Annotated in this window: 19 protein-coding genes; 16 read left to right on the top strand and 3 right to left on the bottom strand. The window is 66.8% G+C overall.

Annotated elements, in window-relative coordinates; translation table 11 throughout:
- Nucleotides 1-22: 22 nt before the first annotated feature.
- Together ACHMXA_RS17130 and ACHMXA_RS17125 are read right to left on the bottom strand one after the other, a co-directional pair.
- Entirely contained in the window at nucleotides 23-451 is a 429-nt protein-coding gene (locus ACHMXA_RS17130) for a VOC family protein (protein WP_176663836.1), read from the bottom strand.
- Between the two features lie 65 nt (nucleotides 452-516).
- Nucleotides 517-849: a hypothetical protein gene (locus ACHMXA_RS17125; RefSeq protein ID WP_395315915.1), complete on the bottom strand. Its 333-nt coding sequence runs from the start codon at nucleotides 847-849 to the stop codon at nucleotides 517-519.
- A gap of 232 nt (nucleotides 850-1081) precedes the next feature.
- Here ACHMXA_RS17125 and ACHMXA_RS17120 point away from each other — a divergent pair.
- The 16 genes from ACHMXA_RS17120 to ACHMXA_RS17045 all read left to right on the top strand — a co-directional run bounded on the left by ACHMXA_RS17120 (nucleotide 1082) and on the right by ACHMXA_RS17045 (nucleotide 19707).
- A protein-coding gene (locus ACHMXA_RS17120; protein ID WP_371132323.1) for an IS3 family transposase occupies nucleotides 1082-2448 on the top strand; the annotation gives its coding sequence in 2 pieces (ribosomal slippage) (nucleotides 1082-1562 and nucleotides 1562-2448; 1368 coding nt in all).
- Nucleotides 2449-3283: 835 nt separating this feature from the next.
- Entirely contained in the window at nucleotides 3284-4273 is a 990-nt protein-coding gene (locus tag ACHMXA_RS17115) for a MurR/RpiR family transcriptional regulator (protein ID WP_395315914.1), read from the top strand.
- A complete protein-coding gene (locus ACHMXA_RS17110) occupies nucleotides 4270-5235 on the top strand; it encodes an isoaspartyl peptidase/L-asparaginase family protein (protein ID WP_395315913.1) in 966 nt (321 codons plus the stop codon). The genes ACHMXA_RS17115 and ACHMXA_RS17110 overlap by 4 nt, the downstream gene beginning before the upstream one ends.
- A 30-nt stretch (nucleotides 5236-5265) precedes the next feature.
- A complete protein-coding gene (locus ACHMXA_RS17105; RefSeq protein WP_395315912.1) occupies nucleotides 5266-7143 on the top strand; it encodes a dipeptide ABC transporter ATP-binding protein in 1878 nt (625 codons plus the stop codon).
- An 83-nt stretch (nucleotides 7144-7226) separates the two neighbouring features.
- A complete protein-coding gene (gene gsiB, locus ACHMXA_RS17100; RefSeq protein WP_395315911.1) occupies nucleotides 7227-8783 on the top strand; it encodes a glutathione ABC transporter substrate-binding protein GsiB in 1557 nt (518 codons plus the stop codon).
- A 125-nt stretch (nucleotides 8784-8908) separates the two neighbouring features.
- Complete coding sequence (gsiC, locus tag ACHMXA_RS17095; protein WP_395315910.1) at nucleotides 8909-9829, top strand: glutathione ABC transporter permease GsiC; 921 nt, start codon at nucleotides 8909-8911, stop codon at nucleotides 9827-9829.
- 67 nt (nucleotides 9830-9896) lie between these two features.
- The gene (gene gsiD / locus ACHMXA_RS17090) at nucleotides 9897-10772 is read left to right on the top strand and encodes a glutathione ABC transporter permease GsiD (protein WP_371132154.1); all 876 of its coding nucleotides are present in this window, start codon (nucleotides 9897-9899) and stop codon (nucleotides 10770-10772) included.
- A 17-nt stretch (nucleotides 10773-10789) separates the two neighbouring features.
- Nucleotides 10790-11917 carry a P1 family peptidase gene (locus ACHMXA_RS17085; protein WP_395315909.1) on the top strand — a complete coding sequence of 376 codons (1128 nt, stop codon included), beginning with the start codon at nucleotides 10790-10792 and terminating at the stop codon, nucleotides 11915-11917.
- Nucleotides 11918-11931: 14 nt separating this feature from the next.
- Nucleotides 11932-12750 (top strand): M55 family metallopeptidase, encoded by an 819-nt coding sequence (locus ACHMXA_RS17080; RefSeq protein ID WP_395315908.1) that lies wholly within the window; start codon nucleotides 11932-11934, stop codon nucleotides 12748-12750.
- Nucleotides 12751-13027: 277 nt separating this feature from the next.
- The gene (locus ACHMXA_RS17075; protein WP_176663825.1) at nucleotides 13028-14806 is read left to right on the top strand and encodes a nitrite/sulfite reductase; all 1779 of its coding nucleotides are present in this window, start codon (nucleotides 13028-13030) and stop codon (nucleotides 14804-14806) included.
- A complete protein-coding gene (locus ACHMXA_RS17070) occupies nucleotides 14803-15207 on the top strand; it encodes a DUF934 domain-containing protein (protein WP_019652940.1) in 405 nt (134 codons plus the stop codon). The genes ACHMXA_RS17075 and ACHMXA_RS17070 overlap by 4 nt, the downstream gene beginning before the upstream one ends.
- 10 nt (nucleotides 15208-15217) lie before the next feature.
- Nucleotides 15218-15838 (top strand): phosphoadenosine phosphosulfate reductase family protein, encoded by a 621-nt coding sequence (locus ACHMXA_RS17065; RefSeq protein WP_176663824.1) that lies wholly within the window; start codon nucleotides 15218-15220, stop codon nucleotides 15836-15838.
- Between the two features lie 53 nt (nucleotides 15839-15891).
- Nucleotides 15892-16836 carry a sulfate adenylyltransferase subunit CysD gene (gene cysD / locus ACHMXA_RS17060; RefSeq protein WP_395315907.1) on the top strand — a complete coding sequence of 315 codons (945 nt, stop codon included), beginning with the start codon at nucleotides 15892-15894 and terminating at the stop codon, nucleotides 16834-16836.
- 116 nt (nucleotides 16837-16952) lie between these two features.
- A complete protein-coding gene (locus tag ACHMXA_RS17055; protein WP_395315906.1) occupies nucleotides 16953-18293 on the top strand; it encodes a sulfate adenylyltransferase subunit 1 in 1341 nt (446 codons plus the stop codon).
- 44 nt (nucleotides 18294-18337) lie between these two features.
- Complete coding sequence (gene fdxA, locus ACHMXA_RS17050) at nucleotides 18338-18667, top strand: ferredoxin FdxA (protein WP_176663821.1); 330 nt, start codon at nucleotides 18338-18340, stop codon at nucleotides 18665-18667.
- Nucleotides 18625-19707 (top strand): NAD(P)/FAD-dependent oxidoreductase, encoded by a 1083-nt coding sequence (locus tag ACHMXA_RS17045; RefSeq protein WP_395315905.1) that lies wholly within the window; start codon nucleotides 18625-18627, stop codon nucleotides 19705-19707. Before fdxA ends, ACHMXA_RS17045 begins: the two co-directional genes overlap by 43 nt.
- Here ACHMXA_RS17045 and ACHMXA_RS17040 read toward each other — a convergent pair whose 3' ends face one another.
- The gene (locus ACHMXA_RS17040) at nucleotides 19708-21015 is read right to left on the bottom strand and encodes an aspartate aminotransferase family protein (protein ID WP_395315904.1); all 1308 of its coding nucleotides are present in this window, start codon (nucleotides 21013-21015) and stop codon (nucleotides 19708-19710) included.
- Nucleotides 21016-21118: the final 103 nt, after the last annotated feature.

Here is a 21118-nt window from a genome sequence, read left to right as displayed (position 1 = left end):
CCTTCCTCGCCGATGAATCCGGTCAGCGCCTGATCCGCACCGAAGCCGCGCTGCGCTCGGCCTCGCCGTGAAACACGGCTTCGATGTTGTTGCCGTCCGGGTCCAGCACGAACGCCGCGTAGTAGCCAGGGTGGTATGAGCGCTCGCCCGGCGCGCCGTTGTCCCGCCCGCCATGCGCGAGCGCGGCCTTGTGGAAGGCATCCACCATGGCCCGGTCCTTCGCCTGGAACGCCAAGTGATGGCGTCCGGTGAGTTCGCCCTGCACTTCCTCGCTGTCGCGCGTCGAGACGAACAGCTCGTCCGCCCAGAAGTTGCGCTCGTCCGAGCCGCCCATGGGAATCTCCAGCGCCTCGAAGACGGCCGAATAGAAGGCCTTGCTCGCAGCCAGATCACGAACGACCAGCCCGACGTGGTCGATCAGGCGGCCCCGATGCAGTTCGCGTTTCTCCATGGAGTGCTCTTGACGGTTGAGGGGAGCCGGAGTCTACAGAGACTCCCTCCGGAGTGCCCTTGCGCTCAGCCTGCCTCCGGCCTTGCCAACGCCGCACGCATTGCGCGGGTCGCGCTGTCGGCAGCTTCGATGCGACGGCTCATTTCCTCATTGACCAGACGCACCAAAGAGCCGAGCTCGGTGCGCGTGGGACCGAGTTGTTCTGTATCGCCTACCTCCAGCGGCGCGATGAGCTTTTCAAGGCATGTATAGGCGCGGAGCACTTCGCGAAGACTGTCGGTGTCGTCGCAGGCTTGAAGCGATAGAGAGTCGGTGATGTCGAGTTCCGAGCCAATCGGCGGCCCTTTGGCCGTGGAGCGAGCGGGAGATTGCGCGGGCGCGTGAGCAGATGTAGCCATGTATGGCCTCCAAGAGGTGCAGCTTGCAAAAACCGCCGCACCCAACGCCAATTGGAGGCGGCGACTCGAACGGGTTGGCGTACCGGGCACCTCTTGCGAGAACCGGCGAGCCTCGCGGCTCCCCGCCCGAGCCGCCAAAAAGGAGGCACGAACGACAAAGCCGCAGAGTCTCTGCGGAGAATGAACTGCACCCCAAAAGTTGGACACCGATCCAATCCTTGGGGTGTTTTTCATGGCGAAGTACGACGAGAAGTTCAAGCTGGCGGTAGTGCAAGACTACGAGGCAGGCAACCAAAGCTACGTGGCGGTGGCGCAGCGCCACGACCTGGATCACGGGACGGTCAGGAAGTGGGTGGAGAGCTACCGGCAGCATGGATCGCAGGGGCTGCTGTGCAAGAAGCGCGTCCGCTACAACGCACAGTTCAAGCTGATGGTGTTGCAGCGCATGCGGCACGAAGAGTTGTCAGCTCGCCAGGCGGTTGTGCTGTTCGACATCCGCGGCGGAACAGGGGTCATCAGCGCATGGCAGCGGCGCTACCATGAAGGCGGTCTCGATGCATTGAAGCCGAAAACCCGAGAGATGAAGACTCCCAAGCCCAAGCCACCCCAGCTACAGCCGCCGCAGGCCGACGATGCGCACGACCTGGAGACGCTGCGCAAGGAGAACGAATACCTGCGCGCGGAGGTGGCGTATCTAAAAAAATTGGAGGCCTTGGTTCGGGCCAGGCGGCAAGCTGCGCGGACAAAGCGCAAGCCGTCATCGAGCTGAGGCCGCATTACCCGTTGCCAATGCTGCTGAAGACGGCGGGGCTGTCGCGCAGCACGTTCTACTACCAGGCGAAGGTCTTGGAGGCAGGCGACAAGTACGCCAGCCTGAAGTCACACATCCGGGCCATCTACGAGCGCCACAAGGGCTGCTACGGCTATCGACGCATCACCGCCGAGCTTTGCCGGGCAGGCCGGGCGGTCAATCACAAGACGGTGCAGCGTCTGATGCAGGGCCTGGGCCTGAAATCGCTGGTTCGTCCCAAGAAGTACCGCGCCTATCGAGGAGCAGTCGCTTACGCGCCGGCGCCGAATCTTCTTGATCGCCAGTTCCAGGCCGAGCGGCCGAACGAGAAATGGGTGACTGACGTGACTGAGTTCAATGTCGATGGCAGCAAGCTGTACCTGTCGCCCGTCATGGACCTGTACAACGGGGAGATCGTGGCCTACGAGATGCAAAGGCGCCCTGTCTTCCCGCTGGTTGGCAACATGCTCAAGAAGGCGCTGTCCAAGCTGGCAGGCCAGGCAGCAGCCCCGCTGCTGCACTCCGACCAGGGCTGGCATTACCAGATGCCCGCCTATCGGCGCCAACTCAGCACCTGGGGCTTGACCCAAAGCATGTCACGCAGGGGCAACTGCCTGGACAACGCTGCGATGGAGAGCTTCTTCGCCACGCTGAAAGCCGAGTTCTTCTACCTCAACGAGTTCGCCAGTGTCGAAGAGCTCCAGCGCGGCCTGCACCGCTACATTCACTACTACAACCACCACCGCATCAAGCTCAAACTCAAAGGCCTGAGCCCAGTACAGTACCGAACTCAGGCCTTGTGCCATTAGCTTCTAACTGTCCAACTTCTTGGGGTCAGTTCAGAAATCTGCGGCTTACATCGCAGAGGTGCTTTGGGACGCCAATCCCAAGCACGTCTTTTTTTGACGTGCGGCGGGCAGTGTATCGCTTGAGCCGAGAGCCAACCGCGGCGTGGCGCCTTGGAAAATGAAGCTATCGAGTCGGTGCAACAAGCTTGAGCAACGCGTTCGCAGATGCGCAGTGTTCCCAATCTCGGCATGTGGCACCGCCCGACAACAGCCGCCTGGCAACAGCCGTCCGAAGATGCTCAAGAGGCATGCTGCGCAAGCCCTCTGCAGCGGTCATCGCCACATCCGGAGGGCCCGCTGCATACATATCGACAAGCAGTTCCGACTCCCTGAGCTCCAGGCCGTCTCCAAGGATGTATGCGAGACGGTCCTGCCATTCGAGCGACTGCGACCTCCACCCTCTCGCAAGCCCCTCCCATTCGGATCCTGTAAGGCGCCTTAGCGCTCGCTGGGACTGAACGTAGCCTTCGTCGTACCAGTAATCCACGCTGGTCACATCGATAAAGCTGAAGTCGATCATGGCTTGCAGCTTATCGCCGGCTTCCAGCAGACGGCTCCCAGATCGCATCTGCGCTCAAACATACAGACCCTAGGGAAACCCCTAATCAGGTGCCGCAAACGCCTGCCCAAGCCGACTTCAGAGGGAAAGAACTCTCGCAAGAGCCCTCTCAATCCCCTTCGCCCCTGGCCCGCTACTTGCGATCGTGATCAAAAATGACAGAAAATTTTCTTCTCTGACTTATATTTGTAAACCGGTTTTCAAAAAACGCACACTTTCGGGCGCATTGCACCCTCCATGAGCACCACTTTCGACTCCCCAGGCACCACCGTGGCCCAACGCATCGCGCAGGCACTGCCGCGGCTGTCGCGATCGCATAGGCAGGTGGCCGACTACGTGCTGGAGCACCCGCTGCAGGTCGCCACGCTGCCTATCGACGAATTGGCTGCGGTGGTGGGTGTGTCGGTGGCCACGGCCAACCGCTTCGCGCGGGCGCTCGATTTCGACGGCTACGCCACCTTCCGGGCCGAGCTCGTGCGCGGCTTCGAGCCGCTGGTGGCGCCGGTGGAGCGGCTGCGCGGCAACCTGGAGCGGCCGACCACGGTGGCCGAGGTGTTCGCCACCGCGCTCGACGAGAGCCGCCGCAACATCGACGCGACGCGCCAGACGCTGGACTACGCCGCCTGCGAAGCGGCGGTGGAGCGCATCGGCAAGGCGCGCTCGGTGTACATCGGCGGCTTCGGCGCAAGCGCGTGGCTCGCGGGGCTGCTGCAGCACGGGCTGGACGGCAGCTGCAGCGATGTGCGCATGCTCTCCAGCGTGAGCGGCGTCACGCATGCGGCGCGCACGCTGATGCACGCGGGGCCTCAGGACGTGTTCATAGGCCTGACCTTTCCGCGCTACCTGACGGACACCATTTCGCTCGCGCAGATCGCGCGCAGCCAGGGCTGTGCCGTGCTCGCCCTCACCGACCGGCCCAGCTCGCCGCTGGCGCCGCTGGCCGACGTGGCGCTCTTCTGCCAGACCGAGACCAGCTACCGCCCCAACTGCGAGACCAGCGTGCTCGCGCTGATCGAAGCGCTGACCAGCGCGGTGTCGCTGCGCGCGCCCGATCCGGTGCAGTCGGCCGGCCGCATCCTGCACGCGGTGCGCCCGTGGCTGCATGGCGCCAACGGCCTGCCCCGCATCAACGGCCTCGACTCCAGCGCCGCCGGACACGACAAGACAACGACAGATGCCTCCGCCGCGACCGGCGCCGGCAAGAGAAAGAAGAAAGCTTCCCGATGACCCAGACCCACGTGCCCGTGATCGCCATCCACGGCGGCGCCGGCACCATCAGCGCCGCGACGACGAGCGCGGAACAGGCGCAGGCCTATCACGACGCATTGAAGAGCATCGTGGCCGCCGCGCAGGCGATGCTGCTCAAGGGCGCATCGGCGCTCGACGCCACCTGCCTCGCGGTGGAGCTGCTCGAGGAGTGCCCGCTCTTCAACGCAGGCCACGGCGCGGTGTTCACGCACGACGAAACCCATGAGCTCGACGCCGCCGTGATGGACGGCGCAACGCTCGCCGCCGGCGCGATCGCGGGCGTGTGCCACATCCGCCGCCCGGTGCGCGCCGCGCGCGCCGTGCTGGAAGACGGCGCCCACGTACTGCTGGCCGGTGCCGGCGCCGAGGCGTTCGCGCGCGAACGCGGGCTGGAGATGGTCGAGCCCGCGTTCTTCTCCACCGAGGCGCGGCGCCAGCAGCTGTACCGCGTGCGCGGCACGGGCCGCGTGGTGACGGACCACGAAGGTGCCTCGATGGCCGCGGCCTCGCCGCTCGACGAGGACAAGAAGTTCGGCACCGTCGGCGCGGTCGCGCTCGACATGCACGGTCACCTGGCCGCGGCCACCTCCACCGGCGGCATGACCAACAAGCGCGTCGGCCGCATCGGCGATTCGCCGCTCATCGGCGCCGGCACCTATGCCGACGACCGCACGGCCGCCGTGTCGTGCACCGGCAGCGGCGAGATGTTCATTCGCGTCGCCGCCGCCTATGACGTCTGCGCGCGCATGGCCTACGGCGGCGCGACGCTCGAAGCCGCCACGCACGCCGTGGTGCAGCAGTCGCTGCCGGCCATCGGCGGCTCCGGCGGGCTGATCGCCGTCGACCGCCACGGCAACCTGAGCCTGGCCTTCAACAGCGAAGGCATGTACCGCGGCCACGCGCGCGGCAACGAAGCGCCGCTCACGGCCATCTTCGCCTGACGCAGCAGCCCCTTTTTTCCTCGCATTCCCATGTCCACCCCTGCCCTCGCCCTGCCGGACGGCCGCGTTCTCGCCGTCGACGACCTCACCGTTCGCTTCTCGACTTCCGAGCGCACGGTCGATGCCGTGAAGAAGCTGTCATTCCACGTCGACCACGGCGAAACGCTCGCGGTGGTGGGCGAATCGGGTTCGGGCAAGTCGGTGACTTCGCTGGCGCTGATGCGCTTGGTGGAGCACGGCGGTGGCCGCATCCTGAACGGCAGCATGATGTTCCGCCGCCGCAACGGCGAGGTGCTCGACCTCGCGCAGGCGCGCGACAGTGCCATGCGCAACATCCGCGGCGCGGACATCGCGATGATCTTCCAGGAGCCGATGACGTCGCTGAACCCGGTGTTCACCGCCGGCGACCAGATCGCCGAGGCCATCCGCATCCACCAGGGCAAGAGCGACGCAGCCGCCCGTGCCGAAGCCCTGCGCATGCTGGAGCTGGTGCGCATTCCCGAGGCGCGCAACGTGCTCGACCGCTTCCCGCACCAGCTCTCGGGCGGCATGCGCCAGCGCGTGATGATCGCGATGGCGCTGTCGTGCAAGCCGCAGCTGCTGATCGCCGACGAACCGACCACCGCACTGGACGTGACCATCCAGGCGCAGATCCTCCAGCTCATCCGCGAGCTGCAGAAGGAGATGCACATGGGCGTGCTCTTCATCACGCACGACATGGGCGTGGTGGCCGAGATCGCCGACCGGGTGCTGGTGATGTTCCGCGGCGACAAGGTGGAAGAAGGCGTCTCCGACGACGTGTTCGCGGCGCCGCAGCACCCCTACACCCGCGCGCTGCTGTCGGCCGTGCCGAAGCTGGGCGCGATGCAGGGCACCGACCTGCCGGCCAAGTTCGAGCTGCTGCGCACCGAGGCCAGCGCCGACACCGCGTCGTCCGACCAGCCCACGCCACAGGACACCGTGCGCGCCGACGCCGGCCCGATCCTGCGCGTGCGCGACCTCGTGACCCGCTTCGACGTGCGCAGCGGCCTCTTCGGCCGCGTGAAGCGCCGCGTGCATGCGGTGGAGAAGATCAGCTTCGACCTGTACCCGGGCGAGACGCTGGCGCTGGTCGGCGAATCGGGCTGCGGCAAGTCGACCACCGGCCGCTCGCTGCTGCGCCTGGTCGAGAGCCAGAGCGGCGCGATCGAGTTCGGCGGCAAGAACATCCGCGAACTGCCCACGCGCGAGCTGCAGGCGCTGCGCCGCAACATCCAGTTCATCTTCCAGGACCCGTTCGCCTCGCTCGATCCGCGCGTGACGGTGGGCTTCTCGATCATGGAGCCGCTGCTCATCCACAACATCGCCAAGGGTGCCGAGGCGCAGCAGCGCGTCGACTGGCTGCTGCAGAAGGTCGGCCTGCCGCCCGAGGCGGCGCAGCGCTATCCGCACGAGTTCTCCGGCGGCCAGCGCCAGCGAATCGCCATTGCGCGGGCGCTCGCGCTCAACCCCAAGGTGGTGGTGGCCGACGAATCGGTGTCGGCGCTGGACGTGTCCATCCAGGCGCAGATCGTCAACCTGATGCTCGACCTGCAGCGCGAGCTGGGCGTGGCTTTTCTCTTCATCTCGCACGACATGGCGGTGGTGGAGCGCATCAGCCATCGCGTGGCCGTGATGTACCTGGGACAGATCGTCGAGATCGGCCCGCGCCGCGCGGTGTTCGAGGCGCCGCAGCACCCCTACACGCGCAAGCTGATGTCGGCGGTGCCGGTGGCGGATCCGTCGCGCCGCCACAAGCCGCGCGCGCTGCTGGAGGGCGAGATTCCCAGCCCGATCCGCGCCGTGGGCGACGAGCCCGAGGTGCCGCCGCTGGTGCAGGTCGCGCCCGGGCATTTCGTTGCGCGGCACGCCATCGGCGGCGCGTTCTGACCCCGCTTCCGTTTCTTCGTTCATTCATTTTTCTCAACCCGCAGGCCCTCCTGCTTTTTCCTCGAACCGACTGGAGTTCTTCCATGACGCAACAAGCTTCTTCCTCCCTGCGATGGGCATCCGCACTGCTGGGCCTGGCCGCGCTGGCCGCCTCGGGCACTGCACTGGCCGCGAAAGACGTGGTGCTGTCCATCGGCTACCAGCCGGAAACGCTGGACCCGTACAACACCAACACGACCATCACCACGGCCGTGACCAAGACCTTCTATGAAGGCCTGTTCCAGTTCGACAAGGACCTGAAGGTGCAGAACGTGCTGGCCGAGGGCTACGAAGTGTCGAAGGACGGCCTGGTCTACACCATCAAGCTGCGCACCGGCGTGAAGTTCCACGACGGCACCGACTTCAACGCCGACGCCGTGAAGTTCACGCTCGACCGCGTGCTGAACCAGGACAACAAGCTGCTGCGCTACAACCAGTTCAACCGCGTGAGCAAGGTCGAGGCAGTGAACCCGACGACCGTGCGCATCACGCTGAAGGAGCCGTTCGGCCCCTTCATCAACTCGCTGGCCCACGCATCGGCCGCCATGATCTCGCCCACCGCCCTGAAGAAGTGGGGCAACAAGGACATCGCTTTCCACCCCGTGGGCACGGGCCCGTTCGAGTTCGTCGAGTGGAAGCAGACCGAAGCCGTCAAGGCCAAGAAGTTCGACGGCTACTGGAAGAAGGGCTACCCGAAGGTCGACAACGTCTCGTGGAAACCGGTGCTCGAGAACAACACGCGCGCGGCGATGCTGCAGACCGGAGAAGCCGATTTCGCCTACCCCATTCCCTACGAGCAGGCCGAGCTGCTGAAGAAGAGCGACAAGCTCGAAGTGGTGGCGACGCCGTCGATCATCACGCGCTTCCTGGCATTCAATATGCTGCAGAAGCCCTACGACAACCCGAAGGTGCGCGAGGCCATCGGCTACGCCATCAACAAGGAAGCACTGGCCAAGGTCGCCTTCGGCGGCTACGCCTTCCCCGCGCAGGGCGTGCTGCCCCAGGGCGTGAAGTACGCCGAGAAAATGGCGCCCATTCCCTACGACCTGAAGAAGGCCAAGGAGCTGATGAAGGAAGCCGGCTACCCCGACGGCTTCGAGTCGGTGCTGTGGAGCGCCTACAACAACACGACCTCGCAGAAGACGATCCAGTTCGTGCAGCAGCAGCTCGCGCAGATCGGCATCAAGCTGCAGGTGCAGGCGCTCGAAGTGGGCCAGCGCACCGAGCAGGTGGATGCATGGCCCGATCCGAAGACGGCGAAGGTCCGCATGTACTACACCGGCTGGTCGTCGTCGACCGGCGAAGCCGACTGGGGCCTGCGCCCGCTGTTCGCCTCGGAAGCCTGGGCTCCGAAGCTGAACAACATGTCGTTCTACAAGAGCGAAACCGTCGACAACGCGCTGGCCAAGGCGCTGGTGACCACGGACGAGAAGGAACGCGCAGCGCTGTACAAGACCGCGCAGGAAGAGATCCGCAAGGACCTGCCGCGCGTGCCGATGATCACCGAGCAGAACCTGTCGGCGCATGCCAAGCGTCTGTCGGGCGTGTTCGTGATGCCTGACGGCAACATCAACATCGACGCGATCTCGACGTCGAACTGAGTACACCCCCAGGCTGCGCGCACCTCGTGTCGCTACGCCACCCCCTCGCCGGGGGCGACACCAGCGGCCCGGCCAAGCCGGTTCCCGCGGTGTCCCCCTGATGAGGGTGACTGTTTTCTGATGCCATGCTGAATTACTTTCTCAAACGACTGCTGGGCCTGATCCCCACGCTGCTCATCGTGGCGGTGCTGGTGTTCCTGTTCGTCCACATGCTGCCCGGCGATCCGGCGCGTCTCGCCGCCGGCCAGGACGCCGACGAGCAGACCGTGGCCATGGTCCGCGCGGAGCTCGGGCTGGACAAGCCGCTGCCGCAGCAGTTCGTGAGCTTCTTCTCCCACATGCTGCAGGGCGACTTCGGCACCTCCATCCGCACGCGGCGGCCGGTGGCGACCGAGATCGGCGAGCGCTTCTTCCCGACGGTGATGCTGACCATCACCAGCATGGTGTGGGCGGTGATCTTCGGCATGGCCATCGGCATCGTCTCGGCCGTGTATCGGAACAAATGGCCCGACCGGCTGGGCATGACGCTCGCGGTGTCGGGCATCTCGTTTCCCGCATTTGCACTCGGCATGCTGCTGATGCAGATCTTCTCGGTCCAGCTCGGATGGCTGCCCACGGTGGGCGCCAGCAGCTGGAAGCACTACATCCTGCCCTCGATCACCCTCGGCGCGGCCGTGGCGGCCGTGATGGCACGCTTCACGCGAGCCTCCTTCGTTGAAGTGATCCAGGAAGACTTCGTGCGCACCGCGCGCGCCAAGGGCGTGCGCGAGTCGAGCGTGGTGTTCAAGCACACGCTGCGCAACGCGCTCATTCCGGTGGTCACCATGATGGGCCTGCAGTTCGGCTTTTTGCTGGGCGGCTCGATTCTTGTGGAGGCGGTGTTCAACTGGCCCGGCCTCGGCCGCCTGCTGGTCGATGCCGTGCAGATGCGCGACTACCCCGTCATTCAGACGCTGGTGCTGCTGTTCTCGCTCGAATTCATCCTGATCAACCTGGTGGTGGATGTGCTCTATGGCTACATCAACCCGACCATCCGATACAAGTGAGCAAGCAGCCATGACGCAACAAGCTTCCGGCGTGCCTGCCGAAACCATTCCATCTCCGGCGCCGGCCATGGCGGCCGTTCAAACCGCCGGCAAGGTCCGCACGCCCTGGGGCGAATGCTGGCGCCGCTTCAAGAAGCAGCCGGTCGGCATCGTCGCCGCGCTCTTCGTGCTGCTGCTGGTGTTCGTCGCGGTGTTCGCGCCGTGGATCGTGCCTTTCGATCCGGAGAACTTCTTCGACTACGACATGCTAAACACCGGCCCCTCGGCCGCGCACTGGTTCGGCGTCGATCCGCTGGGCCGCGACATCTTCAGCCGCATTCTGGCGGGTGCGCGCATCTCGCTGATGGCGGGCTTCCTGTCGGTGGTGCTGGGCGGCATCATCGGCACCGCCTTCGGCCTGCTGGCGGGCTACTACGAAGGCTGGTGGGACCGCATCGTGATGCGCGTCTCGGACGTGCTCTTCGCCTTCCCCGGCATCCTGCTGGCGCTGGGCGTGGTGGCCATCCTGGGCAGCAGCATGACCAACGTGGTGGTGGCGGTGTCGGTGTTCAGCGTGCCGGCCTTCGCGCGCCTGGTGCGCGGCAACACGCTGGTGCTCAAGCAGCAGACCTACATCGAGGCCGAGCGCAGCATCGGCGCTTCGGACTGGACCATCATCGTGCGGCACATCCTGCCGGGCACCATCTCGTCGATCGTGGTGTATTTCTCGATGCGCGTGGGCACGTCGATCATCACGGCCGCCAGCCTTTCGTTCCTGGGCATGGGCGCTCAGCCGCCGACGCCCGAATGGGGCGCGATGCTCAGCGAGGCCCGCGCCGACATGGTGACCTCGCCGCACGTGGCGCTGTTCCCCAGCCTGGCCATCTTCTTCACCGTGCTCGCCTTCAACCTGCTGGGCGATGCACTGCGCGACGCGCTCGATCCGAAGATCGACCGCCAGTAAGTCTCTTTTTCTTCGCAATGTCTTCCAGCAAGCAGCAGACCTCCCTCCCCTTCATCGGCAATCTGCTCCAGGGCGAACGCAACGCCATCACCGACGTCGCGGGCGTCACCGTCGGCCACCGCACGCTGGCCGACGGGCCCGTGCAGACGGGCGTGACCGTCGTCCGTCCGCATGCGGGCGACCTCTTCCGCGACAAGGTGCCCGCCGCCGTGGCGGTGCTCAACGGCTTCGGCAAGAGCGTCGGGCTGCTGCAGGTAGAGGAGCTCGGCGTGCTGGAGACGCCCATCGCGCTGACGAACACCTTCTCCGTCGGCACGGTGGCCGCCGCACAGATCCGGCGCTGCGTAGCCGACAACCCCGAGTGCGGACGCACGCTGCCCACAGTCAATCCGCTGGTGTTCGAGTGCAACGACGGCTTTCTCAACGACATCCAGCGCATGGCGGTGAGCGAGGCCGACTACCTGCATGCGCTGGCCGACACCGGCGTCGACTTCGAGCAGGGCTCGGTCGGCGCGGGGCGCGGCATGTCCAGCTTCCAGCTCAAGGGCGGCATCGGCAGCGCCTCGCGGCGGGTGTCGGCGCGCAACGACGGCACCAGCGGCGGCCTGGGCGGCGAAAAGAACGCCGGCACCGGCGGCCTGCACACAGTGGGCGCACTGGTGCTGGCGAACTACGGGCGCCAGCCGCAGCTGCTGCTGGCCGGTCACGCGGTGGGCGAACGGCTCGTAGCGCAGCAGGCCGAGCGCAGCCTGCCGGCGGTGAACGAGGCCGAGAAGGGCTCGATCATCATCGTGGTGGCCACCGACGCGCCGCTCGACGCACGCCAGCTGCGCCGCTTCGCGCTGCGCGCCGGTGCCGGGCTGGCCCGCACGGGCTCGGTCTTCGGGCACGGCAGCGGCGACATCGTGCTGGCCTTTTCCACCGCCTACACCGTGCCCGGCAGCGTCGACCAGCCGATGCCCGCGGTAGCGATGCTGCACGACGGGCTGCTCGACGGCCTCTTCCAGGCCGCGGCCGACAGCACGGAGCAGGCGATCATCCATGCGCTGTGGCGCGCAACACCCGTGACCGGGCGAGACGGCAACCACCGCGCGGCGCTGTCCGACGTGCTGCCCGCCTCCGCCCTCTTTTCAACCCACGCCTGACCACGAGCCGCCCAATGAAAGTCCTGATCTCTACCGACATCGAAGGCGTCGCCGGCGTCTATCAATCCGAGCAGGTGCGCGCGGGCAACCCGGAGTACGAGCGCGCGCGGCTGCTGATGACGCATGAGGCCAACGCGGCCATCGCCGGTGCCTTCGACGCGGGCGCCACCGAGGTGCTGGTGAACGACTCGCACGGCGGCTTCCGCAACATGCCCGCCGACGTGCTCGACGCACGCGCCCGCGTGATCCAGGGCAAGCCGCGCTACCTGAGCATGGTGGCGGGCGTGGAGGAAGGCGTGGACGCCGTCTGCATGGTCGGCTACCACTCGCGCGCGCAGGGGCGCGGCATCCTCGCGCACACCATCAACAGCTTCGCGTTCGCGGGCATCTCGCTCGGCGGCGAGGAACTGGGCGAGGCCGGCCTCTATGGCGCGCTGGCCGGCGAATACGGCGTGCCGGTGGTGATGGCCAGCGGCGACGACGTCTTCATCGCCGAGAACCGCCCGCTCTTCCCGCACGCGACCTTCGTCGAGACCAAGAAGGCCACCGGCTGCACCAGCGGCGTGTCGCTCTCGCCCGAGCAGTCGCGCCGGGCGATCCGCGCCGGCGTGGAAGAAGCATTGGCGGCGCGCGCCAACGCCAGGCCGCTCGTCTTCGAAGGCCCGCAGACCGTGACGCTGCGCGCCCAGACCTCCGCGCTGGCCGACCTGTTCTGCCAGTGGCCGAGCTTCGAGCGCGTCGACGGCGTCACCCTGCGCTTCACCGCGCCGACGGTGGAAGCGGCTGTGCGCATGCTGAACTGCTGCTCGGCGATGTCCTCGATGCTGCGCTGAGGGGCGCGGCCGGCTGGCCGGCTCCCTCTCCAGAAATCCCGCCGCCCCCTGTGCCAGCGTACCCCGGGGCACCGCGCCGGCACCCTGCCCGGCCTTATCCGGAATAAGCATCAAACCGCCCGGAAACCCGCATGGATGCTGGCGAATAAGCTTATCCGCATAAAGCGCGAACCAAAAAATAGTTTGGTTCCATAAGGAGCGCTCGGACAATCTCGCCTTCTTGCTGGGGTACCCCGCTACGCGCGCGGCACCGCACTTCCTTCAAGACAAACGCACGATGTACCAATACACAGAATTCGACCGCCAGTTCGTCCATCAGCGAGCTGCCCAGTTCCGCGACCAGCTCGAACGCTGGCAGAAGGGCAAGCTCGCCGAAGACGAGTTCCGCCCCCTGCGCCTGCAAAACGGCTGGTATGTGCAGCGCTACGCGCCAATGCTGCGCGTGGCCGTGCCGTACGGCGAACTGTCGAGCCGCCAGCTGCGCGTGCTGGCCCGCATCGCCCGCGAGTACGACGAGCCCGAGGCGGAGGTCTACAAGAAGGCCATCGAGACGCAGGGCCTGCTCGGCAGCCAGAAGCTGCCCACCCACTACGCCCACTTCACGACCCGCCAGAACGTCCAGTACAACTGGATTCCGCTGGCCAAGTCGGCCGACGTGATGGACCTGCTGGCCTCGGTCGACATGCACGGCATCCAGACCAGCGGCAACTGCATCCGCAACATCACGAGCGACGAGCGCGCCGGCATCGCCGTCGACGAGGTCGCCGATCCGCGCCCCTTCGCGGAAATCATGCGCCAGTGGAGCACGCTGCACCCCGAGTTCGCGTTCCTGCCGCGCAAGTTCAAGATCGCCATCACCGGCGCCTCCGAAGACCGCGCCGCCACCGGCTGGCACGACGTGGGCCTGCACGTGGTGAAGAACGAAGCCGGAGAGATCGGCTTCCGCGTGCAGGTGGGCGGCGGCATGGGCCGCACGCCCATCGTGGGCACGGTGCTGCGCGAGTTCCTGCCGTGGCAGCAGATCATGAACTACCTCGAGGCCGTGATCCGCGTCTACAACCGCTACGGCCGGCGCGACAACATCTACAAGGCGCGCATCAAGATCCTGGTGAAGGCCGAGGGCCAGCGCTACATCGACGACGTCGAGGCCGAATACAAGCAGATCCTCGAGCACGACGGCGCGCCGCACACCATCACGCAGGAAGAGTACGACCGCGTGGCCGCATCCTTCGTGCCGCCCGCGCTCGCCACCCGCGTGCTGCAGAGCGCCGAGAAGACCGACGCCGAGCTGCGCCATCACGCCGCCGACGACGTGCAGTTCGCCCGCTGGCTGGCGCGCAACGTGGCGCCGCACAAGAACCCGGCCCTGCGCGCCGTGACGCTGTCGTTCAAGCGCCTGAAGCAGGCGCCCGGCGACGCATCGGCCGACCAGCTCGACACCATCGCCGAACTGGCCGACCGCTTCTCGGCCGGCGAAGCCCGCGTGACGCACGACCAGAACGTGGTGCTGCCCTGGGTGCATGCCGAAGACCTGCACGCGCTGTGGCTCGCCGCCCGCGCTGCCGGCTTCGCCAGCGCCAACGTGCACCTGCTGACGGACATGATCGCCTGCCCCGGCGGCGACTTCTGCGCGCTGGCCAATGCACGCTCCATTCCGGTGGCAGAAGCCATCACCGAGCGCTACCAGGATCTCGACGAGCTCGACGATCTGGGCGAGATCGACCTGCACATCAGCGGCTGCATCAATTCGTGCGGCCACCATCACAGCGGCCACATCGGCATCCTGGGTGTCGACAAGGACGGCAAGGAGTGGTACCAGGTCACCCTCGGCGGCTCCGACGGCTCCGCGCTCAGCGGCACGCCGCAGGCCGGCAAGGTGGTCGGCCCCTCGTTCTCGGCGGCAGAAGTGCCCGGCGTGATCGAGGCCGTGCTCAACACCTACCGCGACACCCGTGAGAACGGCGAGAACTTCATCGACACGCTGCGCCGCGTCGGCCATGACCCGTTCAAGGCCGCCGCCAACGGTGCGCGTTTCAAGGTGGAGGAAGCAGCATGAAGAAGACCCTGAACATCCTTTCGGCGGAAGAACACGTCGACGACGGCGACCCGAAAGTGCTGCAGCTGCCCAACGACGCCGACCCGCTCGCCATCGAGGTGTGCCTGGCCGACATCGAACGCATCGACCTGCACTTTCCGAAGTTCACCGACGGCCGCGCCTACAGCCAGGCCTTCCTGCTGCGCCGCCGCCTGGGCTTCACAGGCGACATCCGCGCCACGGGCGACGTGCTGATCGACCAGCTCGTGCAGATGGAGCGCACCGGCTTTTCCAGCGCGGTGCTCAAGGAAGGCGTGGACGCGTCCGACGCGCAGCGCCAGTTCGACCGCTTCGCCGCCTTCTACCAGGGCGATGCGGTGCAGACCGTTCCGCACTTCGCGGCGGCGACCGAGAGCGCGTGAAGGCACCGGCATGAGCATCGACATCGACCGCATCAACGCCGAGCTGGGCCGCAACTCGGAAGGCCTGGTGGACTGGGCCCTCGGCCTGGGCCAGCCGGCCATCGTCACCACCAACTTCCGGCCCTTCGAGGCGGTGATCCTGCACATGGTCACACGCGTGAAGCGCGACGTGCCGGTGGTGTGGATGGACAACGGCTACAACACCGAGGCCACCTACCGCTTCGCCGACGAAGTGACGAAGCAGCTGGGCCTGGACCTGCACATCTACCTGCCGCGCCGTTCGCGCGCGCACCGCGAGGCGGTGGAAGGCCCGACGCCGGCGCTCGACGATCCGCGCCATGCCGCCTTCACCGAAGAGGTGAAGCTGGAGCCCTTCGCCCGTGCGCTGCGCGAGACGGCGCCGAAGGTGTGGTTCACCGCGCTGCGCGCCACCGACACGGCCGTGCGTGCGCAGATGGACCCGGTCAGCATCAACCCCGACGGCCTGATCAAGGTCGCGCCGCTGCTGCACTGGTCGTCCAAGGACCTGCACGAGTACTGCGTGAAGCACGGCCTGCCCAACAACTTCGACTACGTCGACCCGACCAAGGGCGAAGACAACCGCGAGTGCGGGCTGCACCTCGCGCACTGAACTGAGCGCGCCTGCACCGCATCGACCTACCGCATCCAGCACCCCATCCTCCGATGAACGCCCGAACCGAAACCGAACTGCTGCTGCTGCCGGCGGCACACCTGTCCAACACGCACCTCGATGCGCTGGAGGAAGAAACCATCTTCATCCTGCGCGAAGTGGCGGCCGCCTTCGAGCGCCCCACCCTGCTGTTTTCGGGCGGCAAGGATTCGCTGGTGCTGCTGAAGTGCGCGGAGAAGGCTTTCGGCGTCGGCCGCATTCCCTACCCGCTCTTGATGATCGACACCGGCCACAACTTCCCCGAGGTCACGGAGTACCGCGACCGTCGCGCGAAGGAACTGGGTGCAGAGCTGATCGTGCGCAGCGTCGAAGACTCGATGAAGCGCGGCACCGTGCGCCTGGCGCACCCTGGCGAGTCGCGCAATGCGCACCAGTCGGTGACGCTGCTGGAAGCCATCGAAGAATTCCGCTTCGACGCGCTGATCGGCGGCGCCCGCCGCGACGAGGAGAAGGCGCGCGCCAAGGAGCGCATCTTTTCGCACCGCGACAGCTTCGGCCAGTGGCAGCCCAAGGACCAGCGTCCCGAGCTGTGGACGCTGTTCAACACCCGCCTCGCCCCGGGCGAGCACTTCCGCGTGTTCCCCATCTCGAACTGGACCGAGCTCGACGTGTGGCAGTACATCGCCCGCGAGGAAGTCGGCCTGCCCGCGATCTACTACACGCACAAGCGCGAAGTGGTCGAGCGCCGCGGCCTGCTGGTGCCCGTGACCGAACTCACCCCGGCGCGCGACGGCGAGACGGTGCAGGTGCGCGACGTGCGCTTCCGCACCGTGGGCGACATCACCACCACCTGCCCGGTGGAAAGCCTGGCGGCCGACGCGAGCGACGTGGTGCTCGAGACGCTGTCGGTCGACGTTAGCGAGCGCGGTGCCACGCGCATGGACGACATGACGTCCGAGGCATCCATGGAAAAGCGAAAGAAAGACGGGTATTTCTGACCCACCCCCAGGCTTCGCGCACTTCGTGTCGCTACGCCCACCCCCTCTGAGGGGGCAACACCAGCGGCCCGGCAAAGCCGGTTCCGGCGGTGTTCCACGAATTGGAGAACCACTCAATGAACGCTGCTGTCATTTCCAACGCCACGCCCGCCGAGACTCATGGCGACACCGGCACCGCCCTGCGCTTCATCACCTGCGGCTCGGTCGACGACGGCAAGAGCACGCTGATCGGCCGCCTGCTGGTCGACAGCAAGACCGTGCTGCAGGACCAGCTCGCCGGCGTACAGCGCGGCGGCGAGACCGACCTGGCCCTGCTGACCGACGGTCTCTCGGCCGAGCGCGAACAGGGCATCACCATCGACGTGGCCTACCGCTACTTCTCGACGGCCAAGCGCAAGTTCATCATCGGCGACGCGCCGGGCCATGAGCAGTACACGCGCAATATGGTCACCGCCGCCTCCGCCGCCGACGCCGCCGTGGTGCTGGTCGACGCGACCAAGCTGGCCTGGGCCGCCGAAGTGGAGGACGGCACCGTGGTCAAACGCGAGCTGCTGCCGCAGACGCGCCGCCACACGCTGCTGTGCCACCTGCTGCGCGTGCAGTCGATCGTGTTCGCCGTGAACAAGCTCGATGCCATCGCCGACGCGGGCCTGGCCTTCGAGCGCATCTCGACCGCACTGAACGCCTTTGCCGAAGCGGCCGGCGTGAACGTGGCGGCCATCGTGCCGATCTCCGCGCTTAAGGGCTGGAACGTGGCCACGCGTCATGCCGACTGGGTCGGCTACGAAGGCCCCAGCCTGCTCGAGCTGCTGGAAGACCTGCCCGTGACGGCACAGGACGAGGCCGTGCCCTTCGCCTTCCCGGTGCAGTGGGTCGAGAAGTTCTCGTCGTCGGCCGACACCTCGCAGGGCCGCCGCGTGTTCTGGGGCCGCGTCGCCTCGGGCCACGTGGAGCCGGGCCAGCGCGTGACCGTGCTGCCGAGCAACCAGACCGCCACCGTCGCCCAGGTGCTGAGCCACACGCGCCAGCCGAAGGCGGTGCATGCAGGCCACAGCGCCGGCATCGTGCTCGACCGCGAGGTCGACGTGTCGCGCGGCGACTGGCTGCTGGCGCCCGGCGCCTTCGAGCCGGTGCGAGAGATCACCGCCACCGTGGCCTGGCTCGACGACGAGCCGCTGGTCGCGGGCCGCGTCTACTGGGCGCTGCAGGGCCACCGCTGGGTGAAGGCCAAGGTGGCGCGCATCGTCGATCGCGTGAACATCACGACGCTCGAATCGGAAGCCGCGACGCAGATCGAGGCCAACGCCATCGGCGACGTGGTGCTGGCGCTGCAGCAGCCGCTGGCGGTGCTGCCCTTCACGCAATCGCGTGCACTGGGCTCGCTGGTGCTGGTCGATACGGCCTCCCACAGGACCGCCGCTGCCGTTCTCGTGCAGCCCTCCGCCGCAAAGGCCTAAAATCCCGGGTTTTCCCCGACCTCACCACTGACGCCAGAAAACAAATGACCCACGTCGTCTCCGAAGCCTGCATCCGTTGCAAATACACCGACTGCGTGGACGTCTGCCCCGTCGACTGCTTCCGCGAAGGTCCCAACATGCTGGTGATCGACCCGGACGAATGCATCGACTGCGCAGTCTGCATCCCCGAGTGCCCGGTCAACGCGATCTACGCCGAGGAAGACCTGCCGGCCAACCAGATCGCCTTCATCAAGATCAACGCCGAGCTGGCCCAGGCCGACGGCTGGAAGAGCATCACCAAGCGCAAGCCCGCCCTGCCCGACGCCGATGAGTGGAAGGACAAGACGGACAAGGTCGGGGAGCTGGTGCGCTGAACCAGCCCGCCGTTCCTGCCGCTCTTCCCATCGAGACCGACGCTCTGATCGTCGGCGCCGGCCCCGTGGGGCTGTTCCAGGCCTTCCAGCTGGGCCTGCTCGAAATCTCCTGCCACATCGTCGATGCACTGCCCGCCGCCGGCGGCCAGTGCGTGGCGCTGTATGGCGACAAGCCCATCTACGACATTCCCGGTACGCCCGTGACCAGCGGGCGCGACCTGGCGCAGTCGCTGCTGCAGCAGGTGGCGCCGTTCAAGCCGCAATTCCATTTCGGCGAGCAGGTTTCCACCCTGGCGCGCGAGGCCGATGGGCGGCTGCTGCTGACAACCTCGGCGGGCAAGGCGTTCCTTGCAAAGACGGTGTTCATCGCGGCCGGTGTCGGCGCCTTCGTGCCCAAGCGCATCGCCGTCGAGGGCATTGCGCAGTTCGAGGGCTCCTCGCTCTTCTATCACCCCGATTCGCTGGATCGCTTCGCCGGGCAGACGGTGGTGGTCAACGGCGGCGACGACATCGCGCTCGAGACCGCCATCGCGCTCACGGCGATTGCGAAGCAGGTCACGCTGGTGCACCGGCGCGACGGTTTCCAGGCCGAAGAAGCCACCGTCTCGGCCATGCGCGCCCTCGTGGGCGCCGGCAAGCTGGCCTTCAAGGTCGGCCAGCCCAGCGCCTTCGACGGCAAGCAGTTGCAGATCACCACGCCAGACGCGACCACCGTCGACCTGCCGCTCGATGCACTGGTCGCCTGCCTCGGCATCTCGCCGCGCCTCGGCCCCATCGCCGACTGGGGCCTGGAGCTGAAACGCAAGCAGGTGCCGGTCGACACCGAGAAGTACGAAACCCGCGAGCGCGGCGTGTTCGCGGTGGGCGACATCAACACCTATCCGGGCAAGAAGAAGCTCATCGTCTGCGGCTTCCACGAGGCTACGCTGGCGGCCTGGGGCGCCACGGCCATCGTGTTCCCGGGCAAGGCCGTGCCGCTGCAGTACACGACCACAAGTACCCGCCTGCACGAGCTCCTGGGCGTGGCCGGCTCCCGCTAGCTAGTTCGCGGCACCGGGCAGCAGCGCCCGGTATTCGCCGATGAAGCTGCCGATGGCTGCCACGTAGCGGTCGACGTCCGCATCGGTCAACGGCAGCGACAGCACGACGAAGCCGCGCGGCGAGGTGTAGATGCCCTCGCTCAGCAGGTGGAAGAAAAGCAGTTGGCGCAGCCGGGCATCGACGGGCGCAAGGTCGTCGGTACTGCGCACCTCGCCACCGACGAAATGCGCGTTCATCAGCGAGCCGATGCCGGTGAACTGCATCGCGACACTCTCTCCGGCGCACAGTGCATTCAGCCGCTGCCGCATCGCATCGCCACGCGCTGCCAGCGCGCCTGCGGCTTCCGGTGTAAACAGCTTCGTGAGCCCCGCGTGGCCGGCCGCCATCGTCAGCACGTTGTTGTTGAAGGTGCCCGAGTGGGCCAGCGGTCCGGTGCGCGGATCGAACAGCGCCATCACGTCGGCGCGGCCGCCGAAGGCGCCGAAGGACATGCCGCCGCCGATGTACTTGCCCAGCGTAGTCAGGTCCGAGCGGATGCCCAGCTTGTTCGCCAGCCCGTGCGGCGCCAGGCGCGAAGTCATCACCTCGTCGAAGATCAGCAGCGCGCCCACGCGCGTGGCCGATTCGCGCAGCGCCTGCAGAAACTCCAGGCGGCCCGGAATGCAGCCGCTCGCGCCCTGCATCGGCTCCAGCAGGACGGCGGCGATCTCGGGGCCGTGCCTGTCGATCTGCTCGCGCGCGGTCTGCTCGTCGTTGTAAGGCAGCACCAGGAAGTCGAAGGGCACGGTCGTCGGCAGCGGCTTGGCGCCGAAGCCCAGCACGCCGCCGTGGTAACCGCCGGAGAACACGACGATCTTGCGGCGGCCCGTGAAGTGCAGTGCCGCGGTGATCGCCATCAGGTTCGCCTCGGTGCCCGAGTTGGTGAAGCGCAGCTGCTCGATCTGCGGAAAGCGCTCGCAGATGAGCCTGGCGAGCCGGCCTTCGAGCAGGTTGTGGCCGGTGAGGTTGATGCCGCCCTTCATCGCTTCGGCAACGGCCTCGCGGATCTCGGGCGCCGAGTGGCCATAGACGCCGGCCGTGTACTCGGCGATGAAGTCGGCATAGCGATGGCCGTCGGCGTCCCAGAGCGCGGCGCCCTCGCCCCTGGCGATGGTCAGCGGGAACGGTGCGTAGAACAGCACGGAGCGGCTGTTGGCGCCGGGCATGTAGCGCGCCTGTTCCTCGAACTGGCGCAGGCTGGCGGGGTTGGCTTCGGTGAAGCGGCGGTGCGCGGCTGCAAGGGCTTGGTCGATGTCGGCATGGGCCATGGCGATGTCCTTCGAAGGTTGCGCGCCCGTCGCTCGCAGCGCGATTTATTGATCGATGCTCAATTTAATTTGTTTATACAGTCAACCCGACTGCAGCACAATG

Source organism: Variovorax sp. UC74_104, assembly GCF_044055375.1.
Taxonomy (GTDB): domain Bacteria; phylum Pseudomonadota; class Gammaproteobacteria; order Burkholderiales; family Burkholderiaceae_C; genus Variovorax.
The sequence above is the reverse complement of the archived record's forward strand: the minus strand, read 5'-3'. Positions and strand labels throughout refer to the sequence as shown.